Annotated in this window: 10 protein-coding genes and 1 pseudogene; 4 read left to right on the plus strand and 7 right to left on the minus strand. The window is 67.4% G+C overall.

Annotated elements, in window-relative coordinates; all coding sequences use genetic code 11:
• Positions 1-13: 13 nt before the first annotated feature.
• The 6 genes and pseudogenes from M5E06_RS13630 to M5E06_RS13655 form a co-directional block, all read right to left on the minus strand.
• Positions 14-982, minus strand: a pseudogene (locus M5E06_RS13630) (IS5 family transposase).
• A gap of 175 nt (positions 983-1157) precedes the next feature.
• Positions 1158-1889, minus strand: a complete 732-nt coding sequence (locus M5E06_RS13635) for a GntR family transcriptional regulator (protein WP_252138622.1) — start codon at positions 1887-1889, stop codon at positions 1158-1160.
• 109 nt (positions 1890-1998) lie between these two features.
• Positions 1999-3279, minus strand: a complete 1281-nt coding sequence (locus M5E06_RS13640; RefSeq protein ID WP_252138623.1) for an ABC transporter substrate-binding protein — start codon at positions 3277-3279, stop codon at positions 1999-2001.
• A 103-nt stretch (positions 3280-3382) separates the two neighbouring features.
• On the minus strand, positions 3383-4186 hold the full coding sequence (locus tag M5E06_RS13645) for an enoyl-CoA hydratase-related protein (RefSeq protein WP_252138624.1): 804 nt from the start codon (positions 4184-4186) through the stop codon (positions 3383-3385).
• Positions 4179-5294 (minus strand): alcohol dehydrogenase catalytic domain-containing protein, encoded by a 1116-nt coding sequence (locus M5E06_RS13650; RefSeq protein WP_252138625.1) that lies wholly within the window; start codon positions 5292-5294, stop codon positions 4179-4181. Before M5E06_RS13650 ends, M5E06_RS13645 begins: the two co-directional genes overlap by 8 nt.
• Before the next feature lie 5 nt (positions 5295-5299).
• Positions 5300-6130 (minus strand): phytanoyl-CoA dioxygenase family protein, encoded by an 831-nt coding sequence (locus M5E06_RS13655; protein WP_252138626.1) that lies wholly within the window; start codon positions 6128-6130, stop codon positions 5300-5302.
• Between the two features lie 207 nt (positions 6131-6337).
• On the opposite strand from M5E06_RS13655, the gene M5E06_RS13660 reads away from it, so the two are divergent.
• Both M5E06_RS13660 and M5E06_RS13665 read left to right on the plus strand, forming a co-directional pair.
• The gene (locus M5E06_RS13660; protein ID WP_252138627.1) at positions 6338-7504 is read left to right on the plus strand and encodes an acyl-CoA dehydrogenase family protein; all 1167 of its coding nucleotides are present in this window, start codon (positions 6338-6340) and stop codon (positions 7502-7504) included.
• Complete coding sequence (locus M5E06_RS13665; protein ID WP_252138628.1) at positions 7501-8991, plus strand: class I adenylate-forming enzyme family protein; 1491 nt, start codon at positions 7501-7503, stop codon at positions 8989-8991. Before M5E06_RS13660 ends, M5E06_RS13665 begins: the two co-directional genes overlap by 4 nt.
• A 7-nt stretch (positions 8992-8998) precedes the next feature.
• On the opposite strand, the gene prpR is transcribed toward M5E06_RS13665, so the two are convergent.
• Positions 8999-10993: a propionate catabolism operon regulatory protein PrpR gene (prpR, locus tag M5E06_RS13670; protein WP_252138629.1), complete on the minus strand. Its 1995-nt coding sequence runs from the start codon at positions 10991-10993 to the stop codon at positions 8999-9001.
• A gap of 264 nt (positions 10994-11257) precedes the next feature.
• On the opposite strand from prpR, the gene M5E06_RS13675 reads away from it, so the two are divergent.
• Positions 11258-12457 (plus strand): CaiB/BaiF CoA transferase family protein, encoded by a 1200-nt coding sequence (locus tag M5E06_RS13675; RefSeq protein WP_252138630.1) that lies wholly within the window; start codon positions 11258-11260, stop codon positions 12455-12457.
• A gap of 3 nt (positions 12458-12460) precedes the next feature.
• Positions 12461-13378, plus strand: a complete 918-nt coding sequence (locus tag M5E06_RS13680) for a hydroxymethylglutaryl-CoA lyase (RefSeq protein WP_252138631.1) — start codon at positions 12461-12463, stop codon at positions 13376-13378.
• Positions 13379-13476 lie beyond the last annotated feature (98 nt).

Here is a 13476-nt window from a genome sequence, read left to right on the forward strand (position 1 = left end):
CGGTGGCGGGTAATCAGGCGCCCTTGCGGGAGACGGGCATGCCGAGGGTGGCCATGATGTTCAGGACCTTGCAGCCGACGGCGGCCTCGACCTTCTACGTGGGCAGAGTCCGGGCGCGGAGGCTGCGGCTGATCACCTGTTTGTAGCGCATCATCGCCACCTCGCCCAAGGAGCGGCGGCCGTACCGGACGGCCCGCTGCCAGGCCAGCCGACCACACTCGGCAATCCTCTGGATGTGGCGGTCGCGTTGGCTGGGGGCATTTCCGGTCGTGGCGCTCGGCACCGCCGTCGAGCGCGGCGGGATGATCACCTCCGCCGCAGGGATGTGGGCGGCGACCGCACGATAGACCGGTTCACCGTCGTACGCGCCGCCGGCCAGCACCGTGCCGATCGGGCGGGCAATCTGGTCGAGCAACGGGCGAACCAGAGAGGCATCCCCTTCCTCGTTGGACGTCAACGCCGATGCCAGGATCTCACCGGTGTCCGGATCGACCGCCAAGTGCAATTTGCGCCAACTCCGGCACGCGTGGCCGCCGTGCTTTGCCAGATGCCACTCGCCCGTGTCGAACACCTTCAGCCCCGTGGAATCGATGACCACGGTGACCGGCCCGTCTGCCTTCGCCAGATCGCTTACCACCTCCAAGTTGGCGCTGCGCCGGGAGAAGGTGGTGTGATCGGGGACCGGCAACTCCAGGCCGAGCAGGCGCATGAGCGATCCCAGCAGCCCCTCGGTCTGTCGCCACGGCCGACCGAACGCCAGGCGCAGCAGCATCCCGGCTTCGATCGCCAAGTCCGAGTAGCGCACCGGCCGGCCACGCCTCCCAGTGGCGGGCGGCGTCCACGCGGCGATCGCCTCCGGCGACACCCAGATCGTCAGGTCACCCCGCCGGCGCAGCGCCGCATCGTAAGCTGACCAGTTCTCAACCCGATAGCGGGCCCTCGGGATCTTGTGGCGGCGGGGCTCGTTGGCCTTGTACGGCATCGGGGTCTCGGCTTCAGCGGGCCGCCTCTATACCCGCTCGCCCGCCCGACCGCCACCAGCCCGGCCTTTTTGCACCAGCGTCTATCGGGCGTGAAGAGGCTGAACGGACTGCTCCAGCAGCCGTTCTGATTTTCGAACTGGCGCGTTGGTCCGTTCACCGGCCCAACACGCCGTCCTACTGGGCGGCGCGACCGTCAAACGGGTAGCGCAGGGTCTCGCGCGCGTAGGCCTCGACATAGGCCATCAGCCGGTCGGAGGCCGCCGCCGCTTCCTCCGCGTCGCCGCGGTGGATCGCCAGCATCAGGTCGGCATGGGTTTTGGCCCCATCCTCCAGGCTGCCGGTATGGGCATGATAGTTCTGGAACCAGAAGCGGCGGGACAGCGACCGCAACGGCCGGATGGTCTGGGTCGCCACCGGGTTGCGGGCGCACTGGTCGAGCAGTTGGTTCACCTCCTGGTCGAGATGCATGAAACGCATGCCGTCGCCGGTGCGGGCCGCCTCCAGCATCTCGTCGGCTATGGCGCGGCAGCGCTCCCGCTCGACCGGCAGGGCGAAGCGGGCGGCCCGCCGGGCGATCAGCCGCTCCAGCTCGCGCCGCACGTCCAGAACATAGAGCTGGAGCTTCACGTCCACCTCGGTGACCATGATCCCGCGTGAGGGGACGATGGTCACCATGCCATCCAGTTCCAGCCGCTTCAGCGCCTCGCGCACGGGGGTGCGGCCGATCCCGAGCTGCGTGCTGATCTGCTTCTCCGACACGAAGCTGCGCGGCGGCAGCGTGCCCGACACGATCAGCTCCTCGATGGCGGCATAGGCCTGATCGGCCATCGATCCGGCTTCGGTCTGAGCTCCCGCCTGCTGCCCCATCTGCTGATTGGCCGGCTCCGTCACCCTGTCGCCCCTCATCCATTGCCGCTGGTCCGACCCGACGCCCGCTCGCGTCTCCTGTTCTGGCTTTAACGCGCTGGGACGGGGGACGCAAGCGAACACAGGCGCGGCGAACTTGCCCGTCCGATTACGGCTTGCCGGCGTCGGCGGATTTGCGGACCAGCGGGCACTCGCTCTCCGCCAGCGGACGGGCCGCCTCGGCGGCGGCGATGATGCCCAACTGCTTGTAATAGTCCCATTTGCCCTTGGATTCCGCCGGGGTCTTCACCTCGAACAGGTACATGTCGCGCAACACCCGGCCATCCTCGCGAATGCGGCCGTTTTTGGTCATGAAGTCGTTGATCGGCGTGTCGCGCATCGTCTTCATGACGGTCGGCGCGTCGATGGCGCCGGCCGCTTTCACCGCCTTCAGATAATGGGTGATCGCACCGTAATTGCCGGCCTGCACCATGGTCGGCATGCGGCCGGTCCGCTCGAAGAAGCGTTTGGAAAAGGCGCGGGTCTCCTCGTTCTGATCCCAGTAGAAGGCCTCCGTCAGCACCAGCCCCTGCGCCGTCTCCAGGCCGAGCGCATGGATGTCGGACAGGAACATCAACAGTCCGGCCAGCTTCTGCCCCTGCTTTGTGATGCCGAATTCCGCCGCCTGCTTAACGGTATTGATAAGGTCGCCGCCAGCGTTGGCAAGCCCGATGACCTTGGCGCCGCTCGCCTGTGCCTGCAACAGGTAGGAGGAGAAGTCGGCGCTGTTCAGCGGATGACGGGCCGAACCCAGGACCTTGCCGCCGGCCCCGGTGACGAAGGCGGCGGTGTCGCGCTCCAGCGACAGGCCAAAGGAATAATCGAGCGTGATGAAGTACCAGCTGTCGCCGCCCTGCTTCACCATGGTTCGTCCGGTCCCGGCGGCCAGCGCATAGGTGTCGTAAACCCAGTGGATGCCGTTGGGCGAGCAGGCCTTGCCGGTGAAGTCCGACGAGCCGCCGGCGGTGCCGAAGACAATCTTGTTCTTGCGCCGCGTCAGTTCCTGGATCGCCAGCATCACGGCCGAGTTGGGCAGGTCGATAACCACCTCGACATTCTTGTTGTCGTACCAGTCGGCAGCGATCTGCACGCCGATGTCGGCCTTGTTCTGGTGGTCGGCGGAAAGCACCTCCACCGGACGGCCGAGCACGGTGGCGCCAAAATCCTCCACGGCCATCTTCACTGCCTCGACGCTGCCGCTGCCGCTGAGGTCGGCAAGCGAGCCGGACAGGTCGGTCAGCACACCGATGCGGATCGGACCGGTCGCCTGAGCCGGCGGTGCCTGTGTGGCGGTCGTCTGGGCCGCGGCCGGCCAGGATAGCGTGCCGAACGCCAGCGCGATGCTGGCGGCCGTGGCGGCCAGGAACCCGTGGGACACGAGTTTCATCATGGATCGTCCCTCCCTTTTCAGATGATCGTCTGGTTGTCTGAAGCCTTCTCTTGGCGGGCCGGTCGTTGGGCGCCGGCCCTTACAGCGGCTGAAATGCACAGAATCAGGTTGTCGGCTTCATCGCCGCCGCGATGGCCAGACGCGATTCCTCGCCGGCATGGCAGATGCCCTGCAACGCCGCCGCCATGTCCAGCATGGTGGAAAGGTCGACCCGGCCCGCCTGCTGCAGCATGCGTTTGGTCATCCGAACCGCCTCCGGCGGATTGGCGGCGATCTCCTCCGCCAGGGCGAGCGCCGTCGGCATCAACTCGGCGTCCGGCACCACGCGGGACACCAGGCCCAGGGCTGCGGCCTCCACCCCGCCGACGGCCCGTCCGGTGAAGGCCAACTCGGCGGCGACCGCCGGTCCGGCGACGCGCGTCAGAAACCACAGCCCGCCGTCGCCGGAAATCAGCCCCAGCTTGACGAAGTTGGAACTGATGCGCGCCGACTCCCCGGCAATGCGCAGGTCGCACATGAAGGCCAAATCGCAGCCGGCGCCATAGGCCGGGCCGTTGACCGCCGCGATCACCGGGATCTCAAGAGCGGCCATGGCGCGCGGGATACGCTGTACCCCGTCGCGGTAGGCGTTGCGCACCTGATCGGCGGGGCCGCCGAACATGCCGCGCCGGTCACGGATGTCATGGATGTTGCCGCCGGCGCTGAATGCCTTGCCGGCGCCGGTCACCACCAGCACGCGCACTGAGCGGTCGGCTCTCATCTCCTCCAGCGTCGCCACCAGCGGCTCCAGCACCGGCGGATCGGTGACGGCGTTGCGGGTCTTCGGCGCGTCCAGCGTCAGGATCGCGACGAAGCCTCGGCGTTCCAGCCGGACCGTGCCGGCGCTTTCGTCGGTGTCGTCACTCATGCATCACCACCACGGCGCGGATCACGTCGCCGCGCTCCACGTCTTCGAAGGCCTCGTTGATAGACCCGAGCGGAAGGCGCCGGTCGATCAGCTCGTCCAGACACAGGCGGCCGTCGAGATAGGCCCGCGCATAAGCCGGGAAATCGTCGGCCGCCTTCGCCCCGCCCAGGCTGGAGCGCAGGATGCGCCGTTCCCCGCTGATCGAGCCGAAGCGGAGTTCAACGAGCCGGTTGGGATCGGTTTTGCCGAGAATGGTGACGCTGCCGCCCGGCCGGGTGCAGTCCACCGAATCCTGCAGCGAACCGATGATGCCCGCCGCCTCGAAGGCGTGGTCGGCCCCGCGCCCGCCGGTGATTGCGCGCACCTGGGTGGCCAGTTCCTCGCCGCCGAGCATGGTGTGGGTGGCGCCGAAAGCGCTGGCGCGCTCCAGCTTGTCGGCGCGGCGGTCGATGGCGATGATCGCCCCGGCTCCGGCCAGCCTTGCACCCTGCACGACGTTCAGCCCGACCGGGCCACAGCCGACCACCACCACGCTGTCGCCCAGGCCGACACGGGCGACGCGCAGCGCCGCACCGACGCCGGTGATGACGCTGCAGCCCAGCAGGCAGGCCCGGTCGAACGGCATCTCGTCCGGCACCGGGATGGCCGCCGCCTCCGGCACCACGGCATATTCGGCGAAGGACGAAACGCTGAGGAAATGGCCGACCTCCGCCCCGGCGGCATCGCGCAGCCGCTTGCGGCCTGCCGACAGGGTGGCGGCGCGATGGTTGGGCACCACCATGTCGCACAGCATCGGCTGGTCATGGCGGCAGTAATAGCATTGGCCGCAGGCGGCGTAGATCGTGCACACCACATGCTGGCCCGGCTTCACCCGTTGCACCGCGGAGCCGACCGCCTCGACCACGCCGGCGCCCTCATGGCCGAGCACCACCGGCGGGGGCACCGCGAAGGCTCCAGTCATGGCTTCGCGGTCGGTGTGGCACAGGCCGGCGGCATGCATGCGGATCAGCACGTCGCCCGGCTCCAGCGGCGCCAGGGTAAGCGGTTCGATGGACAGCGGCGCTCCCGTCTCGCGAAGCACTGCCGCCTGGAAGGTCGATCCCGCCATCCACCCTACTCCGCCGCCGGCCGCCGGATTTCGGCCTCGGCCCGACGCAGGATGCCGTCGTCGCTGCCGGTCTGCAGAGGCTCGCAGTTCCGGGCCACCACCCATTCGGGGCGGGGATTTTCGACGCCATGCGGCCGGTTGGAGACCTGATTGTAGACGGTGTAGATGTGCCAGCGCGAATGGCGCGACATGTTGTGGCCGGAGCCGTGGACGATGTTCGGATGGAACAGCACCACGGTGCCCGGTTTACCGGTGATCGCCACCGGGTCGCCAAAGCGCTGCATGATGTCGATGACCTGATCCTTGGGAACGGTCCACAGCTTGTAGGACGTCGTGGTTTCGTCCATCTCAGGATCGAGCCGGCCCAGCTTGTGGCTGCCGGGGATAAAATACAGGCAGCCGCCGATCTCCGTTGCCTCGTCCAGCATCAGCAGCGACGTGGTCATGTCCGGGCGGTCGACGCCGTCGGTCTTCCAATAGCCGTAATCCTGGTGCCACTGCCAGATGGCGCCGTCGATTGCGTCCTTCAGGTTGCATTTGGTGTGGTAGACATAGACCGGCTCGTCGCCCAGCACCTGTCGCGCCGGATCGATCACCCGCGGCAGCGTCGCCAAAGCCTGGAACGGCGGCGAGGCGGTCGGGCTGCGTTCGTCGTGGACGCGGAAGACCGTCCGAACGGTGCCGCTCTTCTCACGGATCACCCCCTCGGCTTCGTTTCCCGTCACCCTCAGAAGATCGCGGCGCAGGAGCTCCACCTCCTCGCGCGACACGAGGCCGGGAAACACCAGATATCCGCGCTCCTCATACTCCGCCATCTGCGCGTCGGTCAGCCTCATGCCATCCTCCCTCGGATTCAACTTGAAGATACTGTTGATGTACAGCCGATATATCGGTACCATATTATCGTATGCGAACGGGTTCAATGGAAAACGTCAACGATCAGCACATCGAACAACATGCGCGGAGACAGACCGGCTCATCCAACCACTTAGAGCCGGCGACCGGCGCCGATGCCGACAGGATCCCAAGGGAGGACATGGCCGATGCAGATGCCGACAGCGTTGTGGACCGATCTGGTCGAACCGGAATTCCTTGTTCCGCTGAGACGTGCTGTTGCCGAGCATGTGGAGCCTGACGCCGACGCCGTCGATCGCGAGGACGTCTATCCGGTGGCGGCAATCAAGGAACTGGCCCGCCGGGGCTACACCAGCCTGACCCTGCCGGAGGAATTCGGCGGGCGCGGCCTGGGCTTCGCCCATTGCGCGGCGCTGTTCGAAGAAGCCTCCTACGCCAGCGCCGCCGTCGGCATCAGCCTGATCACCATCCTGCAGGCCCAGACCATCATCCACCTGTTCGGCGCCGACAGCCTGAAGCGGGCGGTGCTGCCGGAGTTCGGTCGCGGACTCATCACCTCCTATGCCCTCACCGAGGCCAACCACGGCAGCGACATCCGCAGCCTGGACACCAAAGCAGTGCGCGACGGCGACCGCTGGATCCTGAGCGGGCGCAAATCCTTCATCACCTCCGGCTCGGCGGCGGAAGCCTATGTGATCCTGGCGGAAACGCCGGTCGGGGTGTCGGCCTTCTTCGTCCGCCAACGCATGGATGGCGTGTCGACGGAGAAAGGGCCGAACGCCGCCACCTTCGGCCTGCGCAACGGGCCGCACGTCGATCTGGTGCTGGACCGGGTGGCGCTGCCTGCCGATCATCTGATCGGGGTGGAGGGCAAGGGCGTTCGCCAAGCGGTGACGACACTGGACTATTCGCGGACCATGGCCGCTGCCATCAGCCTCGGCATCGCCCGGGCCGCCTTCGACGATGCCCTGGCCTTTGCCGCCGGGCGCAGCGCCTTCGACCGCAAGATCCTGGATTTCCAGGGAATCCAATGGTACTTCGCCGACATGCTGGCGGAAATCGACGCCGCCCGGCTGTTGACCTACGAAGCCGCGCGCAAGCTTGACGACCACGACGACATCGCCCGTTTCGGCAGTGAGGCCAAGCTGCTGGCAAGCCGGGTCGCCACCGACACCGCCGCCCGTGCCGTGCAGATCTGCGGCGCCTACGGCGTTATGGAATCGGCACGCTTCGGACGATACCTGCGCGACGCCAAGGCTTACGAGATCGCCGGCGGATCGTCGGAAATCCTCAAGAACACCATCGCCAAGCGGCTGCAACAGCATGTGATCCGGCAGCAGGAGGCGCTGTCGTGATCGCCGATCCGCTCTATGCCCGCGCCACCGCCACGCCCGACCGTCCGTTCCTGCTGTTCGGCGATCGGAGCATCACCTACGGCGCCATGGCGGCGCTGGTGGACGCCGCCGTCGAGCGGCTAGCGGCCCAAGGTGTGACGGCCGGCCAGACCGTGGCGATGATGGTCGGCAACCGGCCGGGCTTCCTCGTCGCATGGTTTGCGCTGTCGGAACTTGGAGCCATCACGGTTCCGCTCAACACCGCCCTGGTCGGCGAGGGGCTGCGCTACCTTCTGGAGCAGAGCGAAGCCTCCCTGCTGATCGCCGAGGAGGAATTCCTCCCTGCCCTGCCCGCCTCCGCCCCGCCGCTGCTGCCGATGGACGAGCGCTTCGAAACGGCTGCCGGCCCCGAACGGCCACCGCGCCGCCGTCTCGCGCTGCCCAGCGGAACGGCCAACGCCATCCTCTACACCTCCGGCACCACCGGCCTGCCGAAGGGGGCGGTCATTCCGAACGCCTGTTACGAATTGGCGGGCGAGCATATGGCGGCGGCGCTGGAGCTTACGGCGGAGGACCGGATCCTGCTGTTCCTGCCGCTGTTCCACGCCAACCCGCAGATGTACGGCGTTATGTCCTGCCTGCGGGTCGGGGCAGCGCTGGCGCTTCTGCCGCGCTTTTCGGCATCGCGGCTGCTGGAGGATGCGCGGCGCTACGGCGCCACCGGATTCACCTATGTCGGCACGGTGTTGAGCATCCTCGCCAAGCGGCTGAGCGGGCCGGAGCGCGACCATTCCCTACGCTGGGCGGTCGGCGGCGGCGCCCCCCCCGGCGTCTGGCGCGAGATCGAGGAGCGGCTGGGTATCGCCGTGCGCGAGCTATACGGCATGACCGAGACCGGCGGCTGGGTGTCGATGAACACCGCGCAGGCCGCGAAGTTCGGCAGCGTCGGCGCTCCCCGGCCGGACACCGAGCTGTGCGTGGTCGATGCCGACGACACCCCGCTCCCTCCCGGCGAGAAGGGTGAGATCGTCGTCCGTCCCCGACGTCCCGGCCTGATGTTCGACGGCTACTGGAAAAAGCCCGAAGCGACGGTGGCTGCGACGCGGAACCTGTGGCTGCACACCGGCGACCGCGGCATGATCGACGCCGACGGCTTCCTGCATTTCGACAGCCGGATGAAGGAACTGATCCGGCGCGCCGGGGAGATGATTGCCCCAGTGGAAATCGAGATGGCCCTGCTGAAGCATCCGGCCGTTCAGGACTGTGCCGTCGTCGGCGTGGAGGACGACGTCCTTGGCGAGGAGATCAAAGCGGTGATCGTTCCCCGCCCCGGCTTCGATCCTCGGGAACTGCCGGCCTTCCTGACCGGCCGCATCCCGGCCTTCATGATCCCGCGCTTCGTCGAGATGCGGACGGAGATCCCGAAGACCGCGACGCAGAAGGTGCAGCGCCATCTGCTGCACGACCATCCCGGCGACATCGTGGACCTGGAGCGGCACAAAACATGACGCGCCGCTAATCCCGGGCGGCGCCCCCGCCATCCGCGGAGCCGCCGAGGCCAAGCTGGCGCATGCGCCGCCACAGCGTCGCCCTGCTGATGCCCAGAGCGCGCGCCGCCTCCGCCCGATTGCCGTGGTTGCTGGACAGCGCGCTCTCGATGGCGGCCCGCGCGTGGTCTCCATCCCGGCCCGCTGCCTCGCTCCTGCCCCCGCCGGCCGGCTCGTCCTGCCTGAGCGGTTCAAGAAACAGCTCCGGACAGTCATGGCGCAGAATCCCGGCGGGAATGTCCTCGACGGTGCCGAATTGCAGAACAAGCATGGTCAGACGCTCGCAGATATTCTCCAGTTCGCGGACGTTGCCCGGCCACCGGTAGGTGGCGAGCCGGAATTTCAAAGGCTCGACCACGACCGAAGGCGCCATCCGGATCCCGGTTCGCTCCAGGCAGGCGGCGACGAAGCCCTCGGCCAGCACCGCCACATCCTCCACCCGGTCGCACAGCGGCGGCAGGCGCAGGCGCAGCGTGTTCAGCCGGTAAAGCAGGTCGGCCCGGAACGCACGCTGCGGCACCAGTTCCTCCAGAGGCTGATGAGTCGCCGCGATCACCCGCAGATCGACCGGAACCGGCACGACGCTGCCCAACCGCACGATCTCGCGCTCCTGAAGCACACGCAGCAACCGGGTTTGCAGGGCCAGCGGCATGTCGCCGATCTCGTCGAGGAACAGCGTGCCGGTGTGCGCCGCCTCGAACAAGCCGACCTTGCCACCTTTGCGGGCCCCGGTGAAGGCCCCCTCCTCATGGCCGAACAGCTCCGATTCCAGCAGGGAATCGGGAAAAGCCGAGCAGTTGATCGCCACGAAGGGGCGGCCGGCGCGCGGGCCGAGATTGTGGATGGCCTGGGCGAACAGCTCCTTCCCCGTCCCGCTGTCACCGGAAATCAGCACCGTCAGGTCGCTCGCCGCGAAGCGCCGCGCGGTGGCGCGCGCCTGTTCGATGGCCGGGCTGTCGCCCCGGATGTCCTCCAGCGTGTAGCGGGTCGTCCGGTTGGAACGGCCCCGGGTCTGGGACCGCAGGCTGACCTCGGCCTCGCTGATGGCACGGGCGTCGTAGACGGTGATCATGGCGCCGGTGACCTGCCCATGCTCGCGGATCGGGATGCGGTTGGCGATCCAGTCGCGACGGCGAAAGCGCAGGACGCTGCCTTTTTCCGCTTCGCCGCTGCTCAACACCCCGCGCAGCGACAGCTCCGGCGCCACCTCGGCGGCGACGCGGCCGAGGATGGCGTTCGGGGAAAAGCCCAGCAGCGCCTCCATCGCCGGATTGACCGCCGTCACCCGGTCGCCGAGATCGACGGCCAGCACCGCTTCCTGGACATTCTGGAGGACACCGTTCAACTGGCTGTAACGGGCGCTTTCCAGCCGGGCAATGCGAGCCATTTCCAGCGCGTCGTCCAATCCCTGGCGCACGCCCGCCACCGAATAGGCAAGGATGCCCTCCATTCCCAGCCGTTCGGTCGCCTCTACCACCACGCTCGACCCGATGATGACGGGATAGCCGCGGTCCGCCATGCCCTTGACGCATGCCACGGCCTCGTCCGGGGTTTCGTAGCATCCCTGCTCCACCTCGGTCCGCAGCAGACCCTTGATGGCATCCAATTCCGGGATGATGCGGCGGTGCATGACGATGCCGACCCGGTTCGACCGCTCCCGTGCCTTCAGCAGAGCCAGCAGGATGTCGTACCCGCCGACCTTGATGGTGGCGACCGGCGACTTCACGGTGCTGCGCAGGTAGCTTGCATTGGCGCCGGCACTGACGAAGGCATCCACCGCTCCCGACGCCTCGCGCTCCCGCGCCACGGCGAGAGCCGCCTCATAGGCCTGGTCGATCACCTCGATCTCGGCCCGCTGGGCGTATTCGTCCAGGACCGCGCGCGCCAGACGGGTGAGATGGCGGTAGCTGAGAAAGCACAGGCGCAATCGCCCATTGTTCGGATAGCCCAGCGTCATCGGCATGGTTCCTCCCCCCAACCGTCCACTCCAAAGTTGCCGCTGGCGTGGACGCCAAGTCGCAGCCGTTTCATCAGTGTTGCAAACAAATGTTTCATGACACGTTTCAGCGCAACGCACCACCAGTTTCATGAAACGGCCTGTGCTGCCCCATCAATCCACAACCTATTGATTTGCTTCGATGTCGGTCGGCCGCCTCAAGCTGGCACACCCTTTGCTGTTTGATAGGGGAACAAACATTCCGCAATCGAAGCATCTGGGGCGAAGGGCATGGCACCACTGAACGGCATCCGGCTGATCGACCTGACACACATGTTGTCCGGTCCCTACGGCACCATGCTGCTGACCGATTTGGGAGCCGAGACGATCAAGGTCGAACCGCCGGGCCGGGGGGAAGGCACGCGGCAACTGCTGGCCGGGGACCCCGATTATTCCAGGCACGGCATGGGCGCCTATTTCCTTACGCTCAACCGGGGCAAGCGCAGCGTCTGCATCGACCTGAAAAGCGAGGAGGGGCGCGGGGTCTTCCTCGATCTCGTCCGCAAGAGCGACGTGGTCTTCGACAATTTCAGCGCCGGCGTGACGGAACGTCTGGGCATCGACTTCGCGTCGCTGTCGGCCGTCAACCCGCGCATCGTCACCTGCTCGGTCACCGGCTTCGGCGGCAACGGCCCCGATCCGAACCGGCCCGCCTTCGATCAGGTGGTCCAGGCGATGGGCGGCGGCATGAGCATCACCGGCCTGCCCGACGGACCGCCACTGCGGTCCGGCATCCCCATCGGCGACCTGGGCGGCGGGCTGTTCGGCGCGCTGGGCGTACTCGCCGCATTGCAGGAGCGCGAGCGGACCGGCGTCGGCCGCCATGTGGACGTGTCGATGCTCGACGTGCAGATCTCACTGCTCAACTACATGGGCACCATGCACCTCATGTCGGGAAATGTGCCGGAGCGGCTGGGCAACGGCCATTTCGTCCATGTCCCCTACAACACCTTCCAGACCGCCGACGGCCACATCATCATCGCCTGCATCGGCGACGCCTTCTTCGAGCGGCTCCTGCCGGTCATCGGGCGGCCCGAACTGGACGCGCCGGAATACCGTCGGCAGCCCGGCCGCTACGCCGACAAGGCGAGGATCGAGCGTATCGTCGCGGAGGAGCTGATCAAGGACAGTTCCGCCAATTGGCTCGCCCGGCTGCGGGAGGCGCGGGTGCCCTGCGGCCCGGTCAACGACTTCGCTCAGGCGATGTCCGATCCGCAGGTGGTCGCCCGCGACATGGTGGTGGAGGTTCCGCTGTCGCAGGGCGGCTCGGTCCGGATGCCGGGCAACCCGATCAAGCTGTCCGGAGGCGAGGCCGACCGGTTCACGGCTCCGCCCGAACTCGGCCAGGACACCGATACGGTGCTGGAAACGCTGTTGGGCTACGGACCCGAACGCATCGGCGAGCTGCGCCGCGCCGGACGGGTGGGGTGAGCCATGGACCGCTTGCTGCTGACCGAAGTCGCCCCGCGCGACGGATTGCAGAACCAGCCAATCTTCGTTCCCACCGCCGGCAAGCTGGAACTGATCCAGCGGCTGGCCGAGGCCGGACTGACGCGGATCGAGGCCGCCAGCTTCGCCTCGCCCAAGGCGGTGCCGCAGATGGTGGATGCCGAGGAGATCATCGCCGGAACCCGCTCCCTGCCGGGCGTGGAGGTCTCCGCCCTGGCGATGAACGGACGCGGACTGGACCGTGCGCTGACCTGCGGAACGCCGCAGATCGCCACCGTGGTGGCCGCGACGGAGGAAATGAACCGGCGCAACATCAACATGACGCTGGATCAGGCGACCGCCGCCGCCGAGGAGGTGATCGGCCGCGCCTTGCAGGCGGGTGTGGGCGTGCGGGCTTATGTCGCCGTCGCTTTCGAATGCCCGTTTGAAGGCCCGGTGGAACCGGCTGTCGTCGTCCGGCTGGCGGAACGCTTCGCCGCCATCGGCGCCGGCGAGGTGGTGATCGCCGACACCATCGGCGCCGCCGCTCCCGGTCAGGTGACTGGGCTGCTGCGGGCGCTGCTTCCCAGCCTGCCGGCGGAGCGGATCGGCATGCATTTCCACGACACGCGCGGCTTCGGCATCGCCAACGCCCATGCGGCCATCGAAGCGGGCATCCGCCGGCTCGATGCCAGCGCCGGCGGGATCGGCGGCTGCCCCTTCGCCCCCGGTGCCGCCGGCAATCTTGCCACGGAGGATGTGGTGCTGCTGGCGGAGAAATCCGGTCTCGCCACGGGCGTCGATCTGTCGGCTCTGATCGCAGCGGTCGATATCGCCGGGCGGCTGCTGGACCGGCCCCTGGGCGGACGGGCCATGCCGTGGCTAAGACGCAGCCACGCGCAAGCCGTCGGAGATCGTCGTTGAGTGCATACCGGGATATTCGACATCATTTGGGCTGCCGATAATTAGAATATTAAAAGGATTTAAATCCTCAACAGTCCAATGGAAGTAGGGAGGAGCAT

The sequence above is a fragment of the Azospirillum sp. A1-3 genome (assembly GCF_023806445.1).
Classification (GTDB): Bacteria; Pseudomonadota; Alphaproteobacteria; order Azospirillales; family Azospirillaceae; genus Azospirillum.